At 55.3% G+C, this 19,397-nt stretch carries 15 protein-coding genes and 6 pseudogenes; 9 read left to right on the forward strand and 12 right to left on the reverse strand.

Going from position 1 to position 19,397, the window contains the following annotated elements; all coding sequences use genetic code 11:
- Positions 1 to 319: 319 nt before the first annotated feature.
- A pseudogene (ahcY, locus tag JCM25354_RS18635) lies at positions 320 to 1,608 on the reverse strand (adenosylhomocysteinase).
- 127 nt (positions 1,609 to 1,735) lie between these two features.
- Positions 1,736 to 2,104, reverse strand: a complete 369-nt coding sequence (locus JCM25354_RS11920) for a hypothetical protein (protein ID WP_025886181.1) — start codon at positions 2,102 to 2,104, stop codon at positions 1,736 to 1,738.
- A gap of 260 nt (positions 2,105 to 2,364) precedes the next feature.
- On the opposite strand from JCM25354_RS11920, the pseudogene JCM25354_RS18640 reads away from it, so the two are divergent.
- Positions 2,365 to 3,398 (forward strand): annotated as a pseudogene (locus JCM25354_RS18640) (CorA family divalent cation transporter).
- Here JCM25354_RS18640 and JCM25354_RS23515 read toward each other — a convergent pair.
- The 3 genes and pseudogenes from JCM25354_RS23515 to trhO all read right to left on the reverse strand — a co-directional run bounded on the left by JCM25354_RS23515 (position 3,346) and on the right by trhO (position 5,023).
- The gene (locus JCM25354_RS23515; RefSeq protein ID WP_369345785.1) at positions 3,346 to 3,660 is read right to left on the reverse strand and encodes a 2'-5' RNA ligase family protein; all 315 of its coding nucleotides are present in this window, start codon (positions 3,658 to 3,660) and stop codon (positions 3,346 to 3,348) included. The pseudogene JCM25354_RS18640 and the gene JCM25354_RS23515 sit on opposite strands and share 53 nt — an antisense overlap.
- A complete protein-coding gene (locus JCM25354_RS20275) occupies positions 3,642 to 3,917 on the reverse strand; it encodes a hypothetical protein (RefSeq protein ID WP_148301506.1) in 276 nt (91 codons plus the stop codon). The genes JCM25354_RS23515 and JCM25354_RS20275 overlap by 19 nt, the downstream gene beginning before the upstream one ends.
- A 177-nt stretch (positions 3,918 to 4,094) precedes the next feature.
- Positions 4,095 to 5,023 (reverse strand): annotated as a pseudogene (gene trhO, locus JCM25354_RS18650) (oxygen-dependent tRNA uridine(34) hydroxylase TrhO).
- A gap of 301 nt (positions 5,024 to 5,324) precedes the next feature.
- Between trhO and JCM25354_RS11945 the strand changes: the two are divergent.
- Positions 5,325 to 7,526, forward strand: coding sequence for a Hint domain-containing protein (locus JCM25354_RS11945; RefSeq protein ID WP_025886183.1), 2,202 nt, complete (start codon positions 5,325 to 5,327; stop codon positions 7,524 to 7,526).
- A 78-nt stretch (positions 7,527 to 7,604) separates the two neighbouring features.
- On the opposite strand, the gene JCM25354_RS18655 is transcribed toward JCM25354_RS11945, so the two are convergent.
- Together JCM25354_RS18655 and JCM25354_RS22675 are read right to left on the reverse strand one after the other, a co-directional pair.
- The gene (locus JCM25354_RS18655; RefSeq protein WP_243444053.1) at positions 7,605 to 9,401 is read right to left on the reverse strand and encodes a TonB-dependent receptor; all 1,797 of its coding nucleotides are present in this window, start codon (positions 9,399 to 9,401) and stop codon (positions 7,605 to 7,607) included.
- On the reverse strand, positions 9,395 to 9,949 hold the full coding sequence (locus JCM25354_RS22675) for a TonB-dependent receptor plug domain-containing protein (RefSeq protein WP_243444054.1): 555 nt from the start codon (positions 9,947 to 9,949) through the stop codon (positions 9,395 to 9,397). The genes JCM25354_RS18655 and JCM25354_RS22675 overlap by 7 nt, the downstream gene beginning before the upstream one ends.
- Before the next feature lie 385 nt (positions 9,950 to 10,334).
- On the opposite strand from JCM25354_RS22675, the gene JCM25354_RS18660 reads away from it, so the two are divergent.
- From JCM25354_RS18660 to JCM25354_RS18665, 4 genes and pseudogenes are all read left to right on the forward strand, one after another.
- Positions 10,335 to 10,916 carry an aldose epimerase family protein gene (locus tag JCM25354_RS18660; protein WP_369345777.1) on the forward strand — a complete coding sequence of 194 codons (582 nt, stop codon included), beginning with the start codon at positions 10,335 to 10,337 and terminating at the stop codon, positions 10,914 to 10,916.
- Positions 10,917 to 10,930: 14 nt separating this feature from the next.
- Positions 10,931 to 11,212, forward strand: a complete 282-nt coding sequence (locus tag JCM25354_RS23520; RefSeq protein WP_369345778.1) for an aldose epimerase family protein — start codon at positions 10,931 to 10,933, stop codon at positions 11,210 to 11,212.
- A gap of 98 nt (positions 11,213 to 11,310) precedes the next feature.
- Positions 11,311 to 11,475: pseudogene (locus tag JCM25354_RS23110) on the forward strand (S1/P1 nuclease); the annotation flags it as partial.
- 38 nt (positions 11,476 to 11,513) lie between these two features.
- Complete coding sequence (locus JCM25354_RS18665; RefSeq protein ID WP_279379578.1) at positions 11,514 to 12,218, forward strand: S1/P1 nuclease; 705 nt, start codon at positions 11,514 to 11,516, stop codon at positions 12,216 to 12,218.
- A gap of 48 nt (positions 12,219 to 12,266) precedes the next feature.
- On the opposite strand, the gene JCM25354_RS11965 is transcribed toward JCM25354_RS18665, so the two are convergent.
- Positions 12,267 to 14,096 (reverse strand): alpha/beta hydrolase family protein, encoded by a 1,830-nt coding sequence (locus tag JCM25354_RS11965; RefSeq protein WP_369345779.1) that lies wholly within the window; start codon positions 14,094 to 14,096, stop codon positions 12,267 to 12,269.
- 229 nt (positions 14,097 to 14,325) lie between these two features.
- On the opposite strand from JCM25354_RS11965, the gene JCM25354_RS11970 reads away from it, so the two are divergent.
- Genes JCM25354_RS11970 through JCM25354_RS11980 form a run of 3 tightly spaced genes read left to right on the forward strand, consistent with a single transcriptional unit; the run spans position 14,326 to position 16,162 of the window.
- Entirely contained in the window at positions 14,326 to 14,910 is a 585-nt protein-coding gene (locus JCM25354_RS11970) for a DedA family protein (RefSeq protein ID WP_051537402.1), read from the forward strand.
- On the forward strand, positions 14,907 to 15,857 hold the full coding sequence (locus JCM25354_RS11975) for an SDR family oxidoreductase (RefSeq protein ID WP_025886186.1): 951 nt from the start codon (positions 14,907 to 14,909) through the stop codon (positions 15,855 to 15,857). Before JCM25354_RS11970 ends, JCM25354_RS11975 begins: the two co-directional genes overlap by 4 nt.
- Positions 15,854 to 16,162: a hypothetical protein gene (locus JCM25354_RS11980; RefSeq protein ID WP_199899955.1), complete on the forward strand. Its 309-nt coding sequence runs from the start codon at positions 15,854 to 15,856 to the stop codon at positions 16,160 to 16,162. The genes JCM25354_RS11975 and JCM25354_RS11980 overlap by 4 nt, the downstream gene beginning before the upstream one ends.
- Positions 16,163 to 16,290: 128 nt before the next feature.
- On the opposite strand, the pseudogene speE reads toward JCM25354_RS11980, so the two are convergent.
- The 4 genes and pseudogenes from speE to fbaA all read right to left on the reverse strand — a co-directional run bounded on the left by speE (position 16,291) and on the right by fbaA (position 19,284).
- A pseudogene (gene speE / locus JCM25354_RS18670) lies at positions 16,291 to 17,161 on the reverse strand (polyamine aminopropyltransferase).
- A gap of 80 nt (positions 17,162 to 17,241) precedes the next feature.
- Positions 17,242 to 17,718 (reverse strand): adenosylmethionine decarboxylase, encoded by a 477-nt coding sequence (gene speD / locus JCM25354_RS11990; RefSeq protein WP_025886188.1) that lies wholly within the window; start codon positions 17,716 to 17,718, stop codon positions 17,242 to 17,244.
- A gap of 143 nt (positions 17,719 to 17,861) precedes the next feature.
- A complete protein-coding gene (locus JCM25354_RS11995) occupies positions 17,862 to 18,170 on the reverse strand; it encodes a hypothetical protein (protein WP_025886189.1) in 309 nt (102 codons plus the stop codon).
- Between the two features lie 5 nt (positions 18,171 to 18,175).
- Positions 18,176 to 19,284, reverse strand: a pseudogene (gene fbaA, locus JCM25354_RS18675) (class II fructose-bisphosphate aldolase).
- Between the last annotated feature and the right edge of the window lie 113 nt (positions 19,285 to 19,397).

Consider the following 19,397-nt stretch of genomic DNA (forward strand, 5'->3'; position numbering starts at 1 on the left):
ATATTATTTATAGAGATAAGATGTAAATTTCTATCTCGTAGAAAATAGATCTCTTGCTTAAGGGGATTTGATTAATCGCACTACCAATCTATTTCTATAAAAACTCGAATAGTCTTTATGGTAATCTTCAATTCCTCTTTCCATGATATCACCTAAGCATCGTAAATGAGATTTGGTATATCGTCAGGTGGACAAAATAAGAAGATTCTCACACTCTGTTTACTGATGTCTTTTCTACGGTCGCAGTGCGCATGAGAACTTCATTCGGGGCGCACTGCTAGCACTGACGCGCGGCACTTATTACCGCACAATCATTATTTTAGTAGCGGTATTCTTCGTGCTTGAATGGACCGGCAACCGGCACGCCGATATAATCGGCCTGCCTGGTGCTCATCTTGCTCAGCTCGGCGCCTACCTTGGCGAGATGGAGCGCTGCCACCTTCTCGTCCAGCTTCTTCGGGAGGGTATAGACCTTGGTCTCATACTGGCCCGGCTTGGCCGTCCAGAGTTCGATCTGGGCCAGGGTCTGATTGGTGAAGGACGCCGACATCACGAAGGAAGGGTGACCCGTGCGTTGCCAAGGTTCACGAGACGGCCTTCAGATAGCAGGATGATGCGCTTGCCATCGGGGAACTCGATCTCGTCCACCTGCGGCTTGACGTTGTCCCATTTGTAGTTGCGCAGCGCCTCGACCTGAATTTCGCTGTCGAAATGGCCGATATTGCACACGATGGCGCGGTGCTTCATCTCGCGCATATGCTCGACGGTGATGATGTCGACATTGCCCGTGCAGGTCACGAAGATATCACCACGTGGTGCGGCGGCTTCCATCGTCACGACCTCATAGCCTTCCATTGCGGCCTGAAGAGCGCAGATCGGGTCGACTTCGGTCACGAGCACACGGCAGCCGGCATTGCGCAGCGAGGCGGCCGAGCCCTTGCCCACGTCGCCGTAACCGGCAACCACAGCAACCTTGCCCGCCATCATGACGTCGGTGCCACGGCGGATGGCGTCCACCAGGCTCTCGCGGCAACCGTAGAGGTTGTCGAATTTCGACTTGGTGACGCTGTCATTCACGTTGATGGCCGGAACCTTCAGCGTGCCTTTCTTGGCCATTTCCCAGAGGCGATGCACGCCTGTGGTTGTCTCTTCGGACAGGCCGCGCACGTCGTTCAGCATCTCGGGATACTTGTCGTGCATCAGCACGGTCAGGTCGCCGCCGTCATCGAGGATCATGTTCGGCGTCCAGCCATCGGGACCCTTGATGGTCTGCTCGATGCACCACCAGAACTCTTCCTCGCTCAGGCCCTTCCAGGCAAAAACCGGCACTCCGGTCGCGGCGATGGCAGCAGCAGCCTGATCCTGGGTCGAGAAGATGTTGCAGGACGACCAGCGCACGGTCGCGCCAAGAGCCGTCAGCGTCTCGATCAGCACGGCGGTCTGGATCGTCATGTGCAGACAGCCCGCAATGCGCGCGCCCTTGAGCGGCTGGCTGGCGCCGTATTCCTCGCGGAGCGCCATCAGGCCGGGCATTTCGCCCTCGGCAATGGAGATTTCCTTGCGGCCCCATTCGGCCAGGGCGATGTCGCGCACCTTGTAATCGGTCATTCTGAAACCCTTGTTTCTCTGGTGAGGGGCATGTGTATAGAGCGAGTTCCCGCTTTCGACCAGCACGCATGAAAAACGCCCGCTCCCGAAGGGGCGGGCGTTGCTGCTGTTGGAACAGTCAGATGTTTTACTGCTGGGCAGATTTGTCTGTAGTGGTTGCACTCTTGTGGTGATGTCTGTGCTTTGAAGCCTGTTCATGCTGCGGAGACGAGATAGGCATTTTCTCTGAGGTCTCACCCGTCGGCGTGGCGGTACCACCTGGTGCACTTGGCGTTTTTGGATCAGGTTGCTCGTTCATCTGGTTTTTGAACGTCTTGTTCTGTTCTGTCGGATTATGGATCCGGCTGGACTGGTTCTTAAGAGTTTCCGCTTTCTGGGCTGAGGGGGCTGTCTCGCTATCTGTCGCCGTGGTGGCCTGTGCGAACGCAGAAGGTGCGGCCAGAGGCGTAGCGAACAGAACAGACACGGTCAGGGCGGCTTTGAATACGTGTTTCATGACAGACTCCTGTCGAAGACCGGGGAAAGGACGTCCAGTGTGGTTATTGTTTTTGGAGGACGGTTAGACGAACTGGTAACAAACCGGCAGCGTTTCGGTTTCCTCATACGCAGATTAAGGTTTGAAACCGGTTGCCTGAGTCAGGCACACATGCGACAGAGCGGGCAGCGCGTCGTCCGCGTTTCCGATCCCTCATGATGGAGGATGGCATGTCCAATACACGCTCGCAGCTGCCGTTCTCAGTCGTCGCAGGTCAGGACATGAAGCCGAATGGCGTTCTGCCTCACGGGATCGCCAACGGACTGGTCTGGGCCATCAGGGCACGCCCGGGTGAAGATCCTGTGCCGCTTGAGCCGCATGAGATTGAAAGCCTGCTCAACGATCGCACACCTCCTTCCAATTATCCCAAGCCTTCCGAAAGCTGGGCCTGGCTGCATTTCGATACGGTGCACAGCTCGGCGCGCCAGCATGTAGCGACCCTGCCTTGCCTGCCGGAAGATGTCAGCGCCATGCTGGCTGAAACCGAATATGGTGTCATGCTTGAGGCTCTGCCTGGCCTTGTCTGGGGTGCGCTTCCTGCTTTCGATGATGCCGTTTCGGAAGAAGACCGTGATATCTGTGCCTGGCGCTTTGCTATGCGTCCCGATTTACTCATCACCACACGACGCAACCCCATTCCGGTGCTGGGTGCTGCCTTTCGCACATTGCGGGCCGATTCAATTCCCCGCAGCCCGGCCGGGGTAATCGACCGTGCTCTGCGTGAGTTCACTGGCAGTGTACGCCGCCAGATCGGCAAGCTTGATGACGAGCTGGATCGTGCTGAAGATGCGTTGCTTCTGATCGAGCGTCGTACCGATCTGGGCCATCTGGGTGGTATTGTGGGTAAGGGGCGACGCCGTGCTACCGAATTGCGCCGTGTTGTAACACCTATTGATCGCGTGTTGCGTGATGAGGATCTGGAATTACCCGAATGGCTGAGGATGAGTTGCGCGATCGGACCGAACGTCAGGTCCACGCGGCGCTGGATGACATGATTGCGCTTCTCGACCGTGCCCGTTCGCTTCAGGATGAGCTCGGGTCATCTCAGGCTGAAGAGACGAACAGGCGTCTCTATATCCTGACCGCAGCAACCATCCTCATGTTTCCTGCCACGCTTGTGACCGGTTTTTTTGGCATGAATACGGGAGGTATGTATCTGGCGAGTGGGCAATATGGCACGATCGAAGCGGGTATTGTCTGTTTCATTGCCATGATTCTGACCTGGGTATTCCTAAAGCTTGCTCGTCTTCTCTGACAGACTCGGGAGGGGCGAATGCGACACGCGCTATTTTTTTCCAGGGCCCTCCGAGATAACGCCATAGATTCAGGGCAGCCGCGAAACTGGCAGCGCGTGGAGGCTCTGCCGAAAGCTGAGCGTGCAAGGTTCTTGCCTGTTCTGGAGAGACCTTGTTCTGCACGGTCAGATGTGGTCGCCAGCGTGACTGATCCTGTCGGGTCAGACTGTCTGCAGGAAGGGAGGCACAGATAGCCTCGCGGATTAAGGCTCCAGCAGGCAGAACAGACGATAGGCCACGCCATGCCCCAGCAGTACTGGCGCCTCGATCCGCACCAGGGGCGCCGGACGGGGTTTGTTCATGATCTCCAGAACAAGAGCTTCATGTTCGGCTCTCAGGGTATGAAACAGCGTAATGTGTGCCGGTACGATATTGCGTTGTGGGGGAAAATAAAGGTTCCGCTGCGCTTGCGCCCATGCCTGCTCGTCGGGGGCGAGTTCAAGCGTCAGAATGAGTGGTTCTTCTGTATGTTCTGTCACGACCGGCATTTTCCTCTCTGCAAGAAGGCAAAGCGGATCATATGGTCAGGGTTTCCTGAGGGAGATAGTTCTTTGGGGGACCGAGGCGCTGATCCGCGCCCTGCAAAAGCCTGCCTTCTGTCCTGATGTGGAAAAGATCAGGAAGAAGGCCTGAGCCGGCCAGGTCCGATCAGAAACTCACTCGCTGCCTATATGGTGTGTGCCACGTGTGCGTGCCAGATCTTCCTGATGTTGCCGTGCAGCATAACGGGCACGCTGAATGTCGGTCCGCTCGGTAGCGCAGGCAGGACATTGTACGCCCTCGACGTAAAGATCCGAAGTCTTGTCCTGCGCCGAGACAGGGCGACGGCAGCCATGGCATAAATCATAATCGCCGGGTTCGAGACCGTGGCGTACAGTGACCCGCTGGTCGAACACGAAGCATTCACCTTCCCACAGACTTTCGGATTCCGGCACGTCTTCAAGATATTTCAGAATGCCGCCCTTGAGATGATAGACGTCTTCCGCGCCTTCAGAGAGGCAAAGGCCGTGGATTTTTCGCAGCGTATACCCCCTGTGCAGAACATGGCGATTTTTGGCTTGCGTCCTTCAGCCTCAAGCGTAGCGCGTTTGGCGCGAAACCAGTCGGGAAATTCGCGAAAACTCCGGATATCCGGATCAATCGCGCCTTTGAATGTGCCGACAGCCACTTCGTAGTCGTTGCGTGTATCAATCAGGATCGTATCAGGGTCTGAGATCAGGGCATTCCATTCGGCCGCAGGCACATAATGACCCACACCGGCAAGCGGATCGATGTCGGGCTGTCCCATGGTGACAATCTCTCGCTTGAGGCGCACTTTCATGCGGTTGAAAGGCATCGTATCGTTATGGGAAAGCTTCCATTCCAGCGCGTCGCAACCGGGCAAGGTACGAATATAGGCCAGAATGGTATCAATAGCCTCCGGGGTGCCTGCAATGGTGCCATTGATCCCCTCACGGGCCAGAAGCAGCGTACCCTTGATGTTGTGGCTCAGACAGGCGTCGAGAAGTGGACCGCGGAGTGAGGCCGGATCGGCAAATGGTGTAAAACGATAAAGAGCCGCAATGCAGAGAAGGGCCTGCGCCATGATGAATCTTCCTGAAACTTGAAAACCGTTTTTACGGATCTTTTAGCGCATAATCTGGATCCGGGCCTATCAAGAATAGCCGAATTGCTGCTCGCGCGCCCGGCTTTTCATGTTCTGCAGAAATGGTCCCAGGCACGAGCATGACGATATATTTGAAATATCGGTTATGTTTCAGATTAGCGCCTATTAACGAAATAGACAGAGCATTTTTCGTTACCACTCGTGTATTCGCCTGCCATTCAACCTGCGCCATGAATTTTCTTTATATCTCTGGCTGACATCGATCGGGTCAGGGGGCGATATGGCAACGACATCCACGACCGTGCTCAGCGGAGGCAACTGGACTGCGAGCAGCAAGGCCGGCACGACCTGGTATGTGAGTGGTTCAGTTTCTGCCACAGGGGCTGTTACCCTGTCCAATATCGGTACGCTTACGGTTCTGAGTGGTGCTGTGGTCTCTGGAGCGACCCTTACGGGCGGCATTCCGACTGTCTCCGTACTCGGCGGGGGGGCCATGATCTCCTCTTTCGAGCTTAATGGCTATCTGCGTGTGGCTAGTGGCGGTGTGATCTCGGGTAACACACTGAACTCGGATGAAGTCACGCTTTCGGCAGGTGCCAGCTCTGTCAATGACGTGTTCGTCAATAGCGGCGCATCTGCTGATACAAATGCCTTTGTCTATGTCAGTTCAGGCGCGGCGCTGATCGGTGCGACGATGACCGATGGTTACCAGTCCGGTCTCAGTGCGTTCATCTCTTCAGGAGCTTCGGTCTCAAACCTTACCCTTGGATCGGGCGCTGGCGTTTATGTTTCATCGGGTGCTACCGCGACAAACATAAATGCCGGATCGGGCAGTGTTGTATCGATGGCCACCAGCTATGGCAGTGGCAGTGCCAATGTTGTGCTTCCTGCCCAGAGTTCGGTGGTCCTGCGCGGCGGCAACTGGTCAGCCGTCCTTATCGACAAGGTTACCTATTATGTCAGTGGCACGGTTTCTGCGACCGGAGCGGTTACATTCTCAGCTATTTCTACCCTGACTGTCTCCAGCGGTGCTGTTGTTTCAGGAGCTACGATAAGCGGAAGTGTGGCGACAGTCTCGGTCATGAGTGGAGGCACGTTAGAGAACTCTCTTCTTCTCAATGGCTATGTCTCGGCAATGGGGGGGGCCACGCTCTCAGCCAATGTCCTGAACTCGAATGTTGTTTATCTTTCTTCAGGTGCCCAGTCGATCAACGACACCTATGTAAACAGTGGAAATGGCGCGGATCGCGCTTCCGATGTTTATGTCTATAGCGGCGCGAATGTTGTTTCACCTTACATCGGATCAGCGCAGGCGGGCAGCTTTGTGGTTCGTGTTTCGTCAGGGGCGTCGATCAGTGATCCAACCCTGATTCAAAGTGGTGGCCAGCTTCTTGCTTCCGGTGGCACGGTCAAAACAACGAATGCTGCTCCCTGTTTCCTTGCGGGCACGATGATAGCAACTGACAGAGGCGCCATGGCGGTTGAGACAATCGGGATCGGAGACAGGGTCGTTGCGCGTGTTGGTGATACCGTTGAATACCGGGAAGTGATCTGGGCAGGAACAGCCGAAGCAATTATTCGTCCGGATCTGCCAAGTGATCTATCAGGCTTTCCTGTCAGGGTCATACAGGGCGCTCTTGGCGAAAACCTGCCAGACAAGGATCTTCTGCTTACGTCAGAGCATTCACTGTTTCTGGAAGGAGCTTTTGTACCTGTACGCATGCTCGTGAATGGAATGACTATCTACTATGACAAGACAGTATTGTCCTATAAATACTATCATCTGGAGACCGAAAAACACTCCATTATTTCGGCTGACGGTGTATGGAGTGAAAGCTATCTTGATACAGGTAACCGACAGTCTTTTCGACAGACAGGCACTGTGCATGTGCTGGGCAGCAGAGTGCTGACCTGGGAAAAAGCCGCAGCGGCACCTTTGAGAACCGACCGTGAATTTGTCGAGCCTATTTTCCGACAATTGCTGACATACGGGGTTGCAGCCGGAATATCGGCACAATCAGGTGACGAGATGCAGACAACCAATGATCCAGACATCCATATCGTTACGGACCAGGGAGAGTGGATCAGCCAGCGTCGTGCCGGTAACGGGCAATTTGTTTTCGTTTTGCCTGAAATTACCAGTGAAGTGCGGATAGTCTCCAATGTGAGTCGACCGAGTGATGCTATCGCTCCTTATGTCGATGACAGACGTCATCTTGGTGTACTTATTGGTGCTATCACGCTTTTCGATAGCTGGGAGACCATTGATCTGTCTGACAGGTTTCAGGCAGAGGCACTGGATGGATGGCACGATCCCGAGCCTCATGGTCGACGCTGGACGAATGGTAAGGCATTTTTGTCACTGCCAAGAACCCGTCCCGGAGGGATTGCTCTTTTGGCGCTCAGGGTTGACGCTGCAGGTCCCTATCTGAAGCCCTGTCTTCATGAAACGATGGTCCGTTATGGCGGCAACTCTAACTGAGAAACCGAGCGGTTTTCAGGCCTTGCGGACCACCGGGCGCGGAAAGGAAGAGCCGATCGAGAATCGGCTCTTGCCCACTCAGTAGTTCAGGCTGATCTGACCAAGAAAAGTACGGCCGGTCGAAGGTGTGGCCCGGTTCGAAAACAGGCTTTGATAATTCAGACGGTTCGCCAGATTGTAGCCGTTGAGCGACATCTTCCAGTGTTTACCCAGGCGATGCGAGATGACAGCATCGAAATCGAGATTGGCGGGAACACGCAGCGTGTTGGTGGTGTTCAGCCAGACATGCTGACGCCAGGTCATGCCGCCACCGAAAGAGATATTATAAAGCTTGTTGGGGAAAGCCTCGTAAACTGACCAGAGCGTAGCCTGATTATGCGGTACGTACTGTACCTGCTTGCCTATAGCCGCTGCCGTATCGGAATTCAGAGTATCACTGTCATAAAGGGCATAGGTCGCGGAGATATTCCAGCCGCGCATGATCATGCCGCCAACCGAGAGTTCAAGGCCCTGGTTGCGCTGCTTGTCGCTTGAACCCAGAACCTGTCCCGTAACCGGGTCGGCGTTGATGGCGTTGTTTTTTTCCAGCCGGAAGAGCGAGGCCGTAAAGCCCATGCGATCATGAAAGGCGCTGTATTTTGCGCCGACTTCATAAAGTGTGGCCTTTTCAGGACTGGCGAAGGAGTTGGTACCAGGGCGGATCGGTACGGAACCATTGGTCACATACATACCGCTCGGTGTGGTTGAGGTTGCCCAGGTGAAATAATAGGTCTGATGTTCGTCAGGCGTGCCAACGAGGCTGACATTGGGGTTAAAAACGCTGCTGACCTGATGGTAGTGAATATCGGGGTTTGTCTTAACGTTGCCACCTGTCAGATTATAGCTGGTCTGCCAGCGATCCCAGCGGAATCCGCCTTTCACGGATAGCCAGTTTGTCAGCCAGATCTGATCATAAAAGAACAGACCTGTATCGAACCCATAGCCGTTGGAATGGGATTTGGCACCCAGCGCGCCGAGAGAAACCAGACCGCCGGGGTTCAGATCGCCCGGTACCAGAAGCAGATTGCCGACAGAAGGGTCTGGATTGACCAGTGAGGCATAAGGTTTGGCCTTGAGATAGGTCGATTGCGAGCGCACGTCGTTGACGCGTTCAATATCAAAGCCCGTCACGATTTGATGCTTGAGGAAACCCGTGTGAAAATCGGCGACCATGGAGCCGACATTCTGCACCGACCAGCTTGTCTGCTGATAGGGAAGAGGAGCCATATAGGTTCCCGGCCCTGTTCCTTTACCGGCTCCACTGGGTCCTGAACGTGCGACGAGTGCCGAACTGGCATGACCCAGAAAATAGTTGTTGGTGCAGGTGGTGTCGCAGGTGGCTTTTGACGCGGCGAAAGTACGATAGAATTGTCCGCCGCGCAGATCATCAAAAAACTTAATATGGTCGTTCAGCTTGTAGGAAAAGCGTGCTGTTTCCATATTATCGTTGGTGGCGTTCTGGTCGTTGTTCGTGCCGTAGAAATTGGTGCGACGAATGCCGTATTCAGTGATTGGACCACCGGTTTTGGTACCTGGCGGGGTTACAACGGGTACACCGAAATCGGGGATCGAATTCTCCTGCTGGTGCATATATTGCAACACAAGCGTAGCGCGGCTGCCGAGACCAAACGCAATCGAGGGGGCAATGCCCCAGCGATGCGAATACAGGAAATCACGCCCAACGATGTTATTCTCATTGCCCATGCCGGTAATGCGAAGCGCTGTGTGATCATCCAGCTTCTTGTTGACGTCGAGAACCCCGCGATAATATGAGCCCGAGCCACCGTTGAATTCGGCTGAGTAATGATCGTTCAGGGTTGGGGTCTTGGTCACCATATTGATAGCGCCACCCGTTGTACCATTGCCGAAAACTTCGGATGATGGGCCCTTGATGACCGAAATCGTCTCAAGATTGAAGGCATCGCGCTGTAAACGCCAAAATCACGCAGACCGTCCTGATAGATGTCGTTCTGGGCCTGGAAACCACGGATCAGAAACTGGTCACCATTCATGCCGCCCGCGCCTTCGCCTATGGATGAGGTAACGCCAGGCACGTTGCGCAAGGCCTCATCCACTGATTTCACATTCTGCTGTTTCATCAGCATTTGTGGCACAATATTGATCTGTTGCGGCGTGTGCAGCGCGTCCTGAGGCAGACGCGACAGGCCGATCGGGTCTTTCAGTGTGTTGAAACCATTGCCCATGACCGTGATCTGTTCATCAGCCTTGTGCTTGTCGCGTTTGTCTTCCTTGCGCTGACGATGCGGCTTCTTATCTTTTTCACGATCAGCGCTATCCGTAGCTGCGTGGCTTTGTGCCGATCCAAGAACGATCCCGGTGAGCATCGGAAGCAGAGTCAGGGATTTGCGCATGGGGGGACGCATGTGGCGTGACACTCCAGTAAGTTGCGAAGAATTCTCAACCCACATAATGAAAACGCGACTTAATCTCAATATATTTGTAGCAAAATGTATACAGAAATTTCCAGAGTGTTAAAAATGAAACACAGGAAATATGAGCAACATCTTCGTTTTTGGCCGGATAGTCGGATCTGTCTGAAAACCGTATCGATATCGTTTTGTGTTGTCGTTATCACACGTCTTTTAATCCCTGGTCTTCATTTGTGAATCTATGAAGCAGAACACACGAAATCGGTACTCACGAAACAGTCTCTTGATCTGGCCGGTATTTTGGGGAAGGTCGATGGACTTCTTTATTCATTCCTGACACGGAATGCGGATAGAGAGCCGTGGTAAAGGGAGCGCGTCAATGACGTCTGAGAGTCATGTTTTCAGTAACGGGCAATATACGGCGCGCGTCGCCGCTCTGGGTGCCGAGCTTTGTTCGTTATGTGATCATACCGGCAGGGAGCTGGTCTGGAACGGAGGGGCCTGGCCCCGTCATTCACCGGTTCTTTTTCCGATCATAGGACGATTGCGCGATAATCATGCATTGATCGATGGTCTGGATTACACGCTTACCCAGCACGGTTTTGCCCGTGATCGTCTTTTTCGCTGGGTGGAACGCAGCGAGACCGGATGTGAGCTTGTGCTTGAAGACGATCCGACCAGTCGGGCACTTTTCCCTTTCGCATTCAGCCTGAAGCTCAGCTACAGCCTCAATGACAAGGGGCTGCATGTACGTTACAGCCTGACCAATCCCGACAAGACAGGTATTCTTCATGCGTCGCTCGGTGCGCATCCTGCCTTTGTGTGGCCTCTCCAGTCTGGCATCAGAAAGACCGATTACGTTATTGATTTCGAGGTGCCCGAACCGGGTTCTCTTGCAGTTCTGTCGGAAGGCTTATCGCCGAGGATGAGCGGTCGAGTCCTGTTCAGGGTACGCGGCTGAAGCTTGAAGACAGTTTGTTCAAGGACGATGCATTGATTTTCCTGCATCCGGCCAGTCGAAGCCTGCGTTTCCATCCTGAAAAAGGTGATGCGCTGGCTTTCTCATGGCATGGCTTTGAACAGCTTGGCCTGTGGATGAAACCGGGCTCCGATTTTCTGTGTATCGAACCTTGGCAAGGCTATGCCAGTCCGACTGGTTTCGACGGCCCCTTTGAACAGAAGCCGGGTTTGCTGCATCTTCAACCGGGTGAGAGCTGGCAGGCTGGCTGGTCCGTAGCGTTGCAGCCCGGATCCTGACGGTCTGGCAGGGCTGTCATCATAACATCTCTTGCATCGTCAGTCTGGTAGTGGAACGTTTGCATCATTTGTTCCCGATCCACACCAGAGGTCTCATGATGCGACGTTCGCTCTATGCCGTTTCGGCAGTGTTTACAGTTGTACTGGCTACTTCCCTGTCCGAACGTGCTCTGGCCTGGGGGCCTTATGGTCATGCCATTGTCGCCGACATTGCGCAGAGCCGACTGACACCACAGGCAACAGGTGAGGTGACGCACCTTCTGGCGCTGGAAAATCACCAGACCCTTGATCAGGTCGCTTCATGGCCCGACACGATCGGTCATGTTCCAGTGATAAGGGGGGGCTGCCTCAGACCCTCCCCTGGCATTATGTTGATACCGATACAAAATTCTCGACCTATGAGAAGATGCGGGATTGCGGTAACGACCTTTGCGTCACTGAAAAACTGCCGGAGATGGAAAAAGTCCTTGCTGATCCGAAGGCTGCGCCTGCTGATCGGCTGGTAGCGCTGAAATGGATCGTGCATCTGGCTGGTGATCTGCATCAGCCGCTTCATGCGGCAGAGCGTGATCATGATCTGGGCGGCAACAAGGTGAAAGTCTCTTATTTCGGTCAGGACCGAAACGGACATGAGAATCTGCATTCGCTCTGGGACGAAGGTATCATGAACCATGAGCGTCATCTTGTGGTGGGCCCTCATTATTCCATCGATTTCGCCAGGGCACGTGAAGAAGCTGATCGTCTCAATGCCGGGATCACACCCGGTCAGGCTGCGTTCTGGACCGACGATCTTTCTATCGGAACAGTGCATGATTCGGTTGTGAAATGGACAGATGAAAGCCACGCACTGGCGCGTGGCGTCGCCTATGGGGCACTCCCCGAAGGCAGGAAGAAGGATCTGGGCGAGGCTTATACCGCTACGACCTTGCCAGTCATCGAGACACGCCTGCAACAGGCGGGTGTAAGACTGGCTGCCTTGCTCAATACGGCATTATCCACTCCCTGATACAAGATACATCAGACGGGGCACTTCACTGATGCCCTGTCTGATATGTCAGATCTGCCCGAAGACCTTCAGATAGAATGCCAGCTCTCGGGAGAAACTGTCTTTCAGCGTGTGCTCCTGGCGAAAACCGTGGCCCTCACCGTCATAGACATGGAGTTCTGAATGCCGGCCCAAAGCCAGCATTCCGTCATACATGGCCTGAGCCTGGGCGAGGGGAACAACCTTGTCGAGATTGCCATGCAGGAACAGCACCGGCGCTGTGATTTCCGCAACATGGCTCAGTGGCGAACGGGTCAGATAAAGGTCTTCCTGTTCGGGATAGGGGCCAATCAGACGGTCGAGATAGCGGGATTCGAACTTGTGCGTATCTCCTGCAAGTGCACGAAGATCGGTAACACCATAAAGCGAACAGCCAGCGGCGAAAACACTGGATGAGGCCAGTGCCATCAGGACGGTCAATCCTCCTGCACTACTCCCCCGAATGACACAGCGTTTCGGATCGGCCAGCCCCTGTGCAGTAACATGACGCACGGCAGCTATGCAGTCCTGTACATCGACAACGCCCCATTGTCCTTCCAGCGCCCTGCGATAGGCGCGGCCAAAACCGGTCGATCCCCGGTAATTGACATCGAGTACAGCGAAGCCCCGGCTGGTCCACCATTGCACTTTAAACGAAAAAGCCGAGCTGGCACGCGCTGTCGGTCCGCCGTGAGCCATTACGACAAGTGGAGGCTGTTCCCCGTCGGCAAGAGTGTGGTGGCGATTGACGGGCGCATAATAAAGAGCATGGGCTGTTTCGCCCTTGCCTGTCGGAAAGGGCAAGGCTGTGGGTGCCGCGCAGTCACGCGCATTCACATCCTGAGGGAAGGTGAAAGCCTGTCTGATCCTGTTATGCCGGTCACCAATGACGACGGCAGGAGGTGCATCGGGCGGTGAATCAATCCAGGCGAGTTCATCCCCGAAGGCGACAGGAAGATGGGCTGCGTCGAGTTCGGGTTGACGGGCCCATGTGTCGCTTTCAAGAACGGCGATACTGCTGACCCCTTCGGTCACGATCTGGGCCATCAGACGTCCGTTAGGCAGAAGGTTCAGGCTTCGTTGACCGAATACCCAATGCGGGAATCCTGTCTCGCCTCCGGGGTCAGGTAACGAAACGGCGTTCTGTTCTGCTTCAACCGAAAAACGGTAAGGACGCCAGAAACCGGATTCATCACAACTTGCCAGAAGGGTTTGTGCTGTTTCCCAGACCGGATCGACTGAGCTGCATCGTATGGAATGACCGCAGATTACCGAGATCGTCCCACAATGAGGAATATCCTCCTGCCATGTCAGTGAGGCGATGGAGAGTTTCGTGGCATCCCAGGGCATGTCAGGGTGGGACCATGCCACCCAGACGAGATGTCTGTCGTCCGGTGCCGGTCGGGGCGCCGCGTAAAAATCATCGCCCTGGACCAGAACCGTTTCTCTCTGATGATCCAGCCAGACGATGGCCGCTCTGGCTTCTCCCGGGCTGCGCTGATCTTCACGGATACAGAACACGCCGCGTTCAACCGAATCGAAAGAGAATTCGGCATAGCTGCAGCCTTCGCTCGAAGCGAGAGGTACAAGCGAACCATCAGTTTCCCTGAGCCAGACATGCCCTGTCCTGCGATCGCTGAAAACCACCCGCTGAGTCGGCGATACCCGATAGGCGCCCCCACCATATTCATGCACGCGTGATCCCACATCATGACTGACAGGCAATAAATCCTGTGGGGCTTCGTTGCGTTTGACGCTGACAAGGGCCGTGCGTCCCTTTTCCTGTGGTCGTCCTTCAAGCCAGTACAGACTGTCTCCTGCGGCCTGCAGCTCGGAAAGAGAGACGCTACGACCTGCCACGAGGTCTGGAGCAACCCATGAAGGCCAGGAACCGGAAGGGATCGAAGATGGATTCGTCATAGGATTCAGGATAATCGGACTGAAACCATCTGACGAGTTTTCCTGAGATCGGCTTTCAGGCATCAAGTCGGACTCTTAATTGCCCCGCCTGCCAAGGATAAGAGCCCTGCTGAATTTTCTGGAACATCTGCTGAAAGAGTATGGCTATGGCATTGTCGGTGTTGTGGTCATGCTCGAGAGCATGGGGCTGCCTTTGCCGGCCGAAAGCCTAATCATTGGTGCCGCACTTTATGCGGCCACCACCCATCATCTTGAGATCCGTTGGGTAGCCGTGGCTGCGGTGACCGGGGCGATCATGGGCGATAATTTCGGGTATCTGATCGGGCGCTCAATTGGTTTCAAGCTGTTGCAGAAACATGGTGGTCTGGTTCGACTGACACCGGAACGTCTCCTGCTTGGACGTTATCTCTTCAGGAAGCATGGCGGAACGGTTGTCTTCATCGGGCGCTTTCTGGCGATTCTTCGTGTCTTTGTGGCACTTCTGGCCGGGGCCAACCATATGCCCTGGAAGTCGTTTCTGTGGCATAATGCATTAGGGGGTGTCTGCTGGGCGGGTGGTTATTCGCTTGCGACCTATTTCCTTGGCAAGGAAATCCTCAGACTTTCTGGGCCACTTGCCATCGGCATCGGCTCTCTGGTCGTCTTGTTCCTTGGTGTCAGTCTTTATTTTCTCAAGAAGAACGAGAAGCGTCTTACCGATGAGGCCATGAGAGAGGCCGAGGCTGAAGCTCCCGCAGAAAAGAGATCAGCATGAGTATCACGACCTATCCTTCCTGCCGGGGGCAGACAGCTATTGTCACAGGGGCGACAGGAGGCCTGGGTCTGGCAACAGCGACAGGACTTGCACGCTGTGGCGCCGAAGTGATCGTGACCGGACGCAATGCAGAAAAAGGCCGCGAAGCGCTCATGGCGATCGAAGAGGCTGTGCCTGGTGCGAAACTGCGCTTTGAAGGGCTCGATCTCGCCTCTCTTGCCTCTATCGTACGCTTTGCTGAGCGTCTGAACGGTCAGGCGGTGCATATTCTGATCAATAATGCCGGCGTCATGGCGCCGCCACAGCGCCGCAGTACACAGGACGGGTTTGAACTGCAGTTCGGGACCAATCATCTCGGGCATTTTGCTTTGACCGGACGTCTTCTGCCTTCCTTGATTGCAGGTGAGGCACGTATCGTCACTGTCGCTTCGCTCGCTGCCTGGAAAGGCATGATTCCGTTCGATGATCTCAACGCGACGGAAAGCTACAAAAGGTTTGCCCGTTACCGTCAGAGCAAGCTTGCCAATCTTCTTTTCAGTCTCGAGCTTGATCGCCGTGCCAAGGCTGCAGGGGTACCGCTTCATGCGCGGGCTGTTCATCCCGGCTGGTCGACCAGCGCCATTATTACCAATAGTGCGGCTCTGGATCAGGCGCAGTCGCCTGTCAGTCGTATCCTTGCCCTAACTCAGGATCGCCTCGGGAATATGTTGTTCCACCGGCTTGGACAGAATGTAACCGCGGGCGCCGAGTCTTTTCTTTTTGCCGCACTGTCCCCTTCCGCGCGTGATGGTGGATATTATGGCCCTCAGGGTCCGGGTGAGCGGCGTGGTTCTCCTGGACCTGCTTTGTGTCCTCCGGCAGCTATGGGGCTTTCCCTTGCTGAAAAGCTCTGGCAGGTTTCGGAGAACATGACCGGCGTTCGGTTCGAATGGGAGGCTGTCCGATGAGCATGACCCTGTCCGTTTTCAAGGAAAGTCTGGAAGACGGTATTCCGCCCCAGGGCCTGTCTCCGGCGTTGCTCGCCCTGTGGTGGGGTGGCCGCTCCGACTGGCCCGCAGCGCATGAAATTGTGCAGTCGAATGAGCAGGATCCGGAATGCAACTGGGTTCATGCCTGGTTGCATCGCGTTGAAAACGATCTCGACAACGCACGATACTGGTATCGTCGCGCTGGTCACGCCATGGGTCATGAACCAGTGATGGACGAATGGAAGACAATCGTCATCCGGCTGTTGAGCGGTTCAGGCTATTGAGCAAAGCGGGGCTCTGCCCCGCACCCCGCCAAAGGACGATTGTCCTTTGGAAACCTGATTGATTTCACAGCGGGGGATCAAAGGGGCAAGCCCCTCTGGGAATTCAGGGCAGAGCCTGAAGAGTTTTCTCAGCCTTCCTGCTTTGGCAGGTTTTCGGCGATGTAAGGGGGCAGGTTGAACGCGCAACGTGGATTTCCGGCGTCCAGTAGCGGGTTGTGCCGAGAATGCCAGCAGCTTCGGCGCGTGCACGCACGTCCTCGATGCTCTGCTTTGTCGGATTCACACCCTTGGCCGCAACGCCCAGTGTCATGAAGCCACCGACATAGGTCGGCACGGCGGCGACGTAAGCCGAGACATGCGGAAAGAAAGTCGCACGACGGGCGCTGGTTTCGCGCAGTTCGTCGGCCTGCATGAAGGGGACGCCGCACTGGTTGACGATGAGGCCCTGCGCCGAGAGGATGCGGGCGCAATCCTTGTAGAAGCATCGGTAAACAGCACCTCGCCCACGCCGATCGGGTCAGTCGAGTCGACGATGATAACATCGAACGAGCCATCTTCGGCCTTGGCGACGTAATCAATGCCGTCACCGACGATAACGTCGGCGCGCGGGTCGTTCCATGCGTCGCCCGCAATGTCCGGCAGATGCTGCTTGGAGAGTTCGATAACGGCGCCGTCGATTTCGACCATGACGGCCTTCTCGACGGTCTTGTGCTGGAGTACGCGACGCAGAACACCACCGTCTCCTGCACCAATGATCAGCACACGTCTGGCATCGGGATGCGTCAGCAGGGGCACATGCGTCAGCATTTCCTGATAGACGAATTCGTCACGTTCGGTGATCTGAATGACGCCATCCAGTACGAGAACGCGACCATGGAACTCGCTTTCGAACACCACGATGTCCTGAAAGTCGCTCTTGACGCGTGCGAGTTCGCGCGTGACGCGAAAGCGCTGGCCCCAGTCGGGATACAGGGTTTCGTTGATCCAAGATTCAGACATTGCGCTGCCTCTCCCTCATGAAAAAAAGGCCGGGCTGCGGGCCCGGCCTTGTCTGCATTTCACGCAGAGCCTGACATCAGTCAGGCTGCGTTGTTGATCTTCTCACGACCGCGACGCACTTCGTCAGCGACGACGCGACCAGCCTGGAACAGGCGCTGCATGACCGGGATCGTCAGATTCGGGTCACAGGCACCGCACATGAACACGTCAACAGCGGCAAAATTGCGCTCGGGCCAAGTGTGGATCGAGATATGGCTTTCAGCCAGAACAATCACACCTGACACGCCACCATTGGGCGTGAAGTGATGGAAGTGGCTGTGCAGGATTGTTGCCCCTGCGGTAACCGCGGCTTCGCAAAGCGTGGCGTCAATCGATGCAGGATCGTCCAGGTTCTTGGCGTCCCAGAAATCGATCAGCAGGTGATGACCGGCGAAGCGCTCACCATCACGCTCAATGAAATAATCCTTGCACACCTCTTCATGAGATGTGTTCGATGCGACAGTCTGGTTATCTCTCGGGAGTTCCGATACCATCCCCAGTTGAGCAAGTGCGTTCATCACGTACCTCTAAACCAGTAGACAGCCTGTTGGGCAACATGCCCCCTTGGGCCAAGGCCGCGCAATTAAAGGTCATACCCCCCGGATGCAAGAAGTTTTTGCATCCGGTCATCGTATTTTCATCAAATACCGGCTGCGGCATATCAGCTGCGGACGATGCGGAAAGCACCGAAAAACTCGACACTGACAATAAGGGGAGCACAGGCCTCGTCCAGTGCGGCAAGGGCCTGGGGGTGTTCTGTCCTGAATTCGAGATAGGCTTCGTAGGAGCTCCATTCGTCGATTGCCATGTAACGCCCCACCTGCATGACGTCGGCGATAAGTTTTGTCCCCTTGTAGGAGGGGACGTGACGGAAAAGCCGAGCCCATGGACCTTCTGGTCCATAGGTCGACTCGAACGTCTCGATCTGGCTGGGAACGACGGTGAAGCTGCTGACGATCTCGCAGGACACGTTCCTCAGCCTTTCATGGCAATCGATCTGCCTCGGGAGCCCAGATCTGCAAAGGCTTCTTCAAGGCGATCCACAATGCTTTTTTCACCGACGCGCAGCCATTTGCGTGGGTCGTAGATCTTTTTGTAGGGGACATCGGTTTCGGGGTCGATCTGGTGCAGGAAAGCCTTGGGGTTTTCGAGCACGTATTGGCCAATCCCGTTGGCAAAGGCGAATTGTACATCTGTATCGATGTTCATCTTGAAAACACCATAGGATACCGCGGCCGTGATCTTGTCTTTTTCCGAGCCTGAGCCGCCGTGAAAGACGAGGGCGAGCGGCTTGGGGCCATGACCGGTCTTTTCGGCAACATGTTCCTGCGAATGAAGCAGGATTTCCGGACGAAGCTGCACATTGCCTGGTTTGTACACACCATGCACATTGCCGAAAGAAGCTGCGATCGTCACATGACCAAGGGGGGACAGGCGGTTCCAGGCAACGAGAACGTCCTCGGGCTGGGTGTAGAGATGGGCATTGTCTTCATGGTCTTCCAGATCATGACCAATGCCATCTTCCTCGCCGCCAGTGACACCGAGTTCGATTTCGAGACTGATACCGAGGCTGGCCATGCGCGGCAGAAGCCGTGCGCATTCTGCCAGGTTGTCTTCAAGAGGCTCGGCCGAGAGATCGAGCATATGCGAGGAAAAAAGTGGCGGTCGACCGGCAGCGACCTCTGCCTCGCTCAGATCAAGCAGTCCTTCGACCCAGGGAATGAGCTTGCGATCGGCATGATCGGTATGAAGGATGACGCAGATACCATATTCCTTCGCCAGAAGATGCACGTGGTGCGCCATGGCTGCGGCACCAAGAACGCGGCTCTGTGCTGGTCGGCCAGCCCCTCGCCCGCATAGAAACGGGCGCCGCCGTTGGAGCACTGAATGATGACATCCGATTTGTTCCTGGCGGCGGCTTCGAGAACCGCATTCACGCTATCGGTACCGACAACATTGATGGCGGGCAAGGCATACCCGCCCTCCTTGCAGGCATTGATCAGGGCAAGATAGTCATCACCTGTGACAACTCCCGGGGGTAAGGCTCGGCTGGGGCGCGACGCATTCGGGCTTGTAGGGGTCATAATCATCTCATGTTTCTGATAGCGGGTAGTCACAGCTAATTTATCGCTATCAGACTTCGCCATGCCTAGACCTCTCATGGACACATTGAAGTCATTCTTATTGCAGGACGCCA

The organism is Asaia prunellae JCM 25354 (assembly GCF_000613885.1).
GTDB lineage: Bacteria > Pseudomonadota > Alphaproteobacteria > Acetobacterales > Acetobacteraceae > Asaia > Asaia prunellae.

Coding starts and splice junctions, on each gene's coding strand:
- JCM25354_RS11980 (WP_199899955.1), top strand. CDS start 15,854: ATGAGCATGACCCTGTCCGTTTTCAAGGAAAGTCTGGAAGACGGTATT.
- JCM25354_RS22675 (WP_243444054.1), bottom strand. CDS start 9,949: ATGCGTCCCCCCATGCGCAAATCCCTGACTCTGCTTCCGATGCTCACC.
- JCM25354_RS11970 (WP_051537402.1), top strand. CDS start 14,326: ATGCTCGAGAGCATGGGGCTGCCTTTGCCGGCCGAAAGCCTAATCATT.
- JCM25354_RS18655 (WP_243444053.1), bottom strand. CDS start 9,401: ATGGTGACCAAGACCCCAACCCTGAACGATCATTACTCAGCCGAATTC.
- JCM25354_RS11975 (WP_025886186.1), top strand. CDS start 14,907: ATGAGTATCACGACCTATCCTTCCTGCCGGGGGCAGACAGCTATTGTC.
- JCM25354_RS18665 (WP_279379578.1), top strand. CDS start 11,514: ATGGCCCGACACGATCGGTCATGTTCCAGTGATAAGGGGGGGCTGCCT.
- JCM25354_RS11945 (WP_025886183.1), top strand. CDS start 5,325: ATGGCAACGACATCCACGACCGTGCTCAGCGGAGGCAACTGGACTGCG.
- JCM25354_RS18660 (WP_369345777.1), top strand. CDS start 10,335: ATGACGTCTGAGAGTCATGTTTTCAGTAACGGGCAATATACGGCGCGC.
- JCM25354_RS11920 (WP_025886181.1), bottom strand. CDS start 2,104: ATGAAACACGTATTCAAAGCCGCCCTGACCGTGTCTGTTCTGTTCGCT.
- speD (WP_025886188.1), bottom strand. CDS start 17,718: ATGAACGCACTTGCTCAACTGGGGATGGTATCGGAACTCCCGAGAGAT.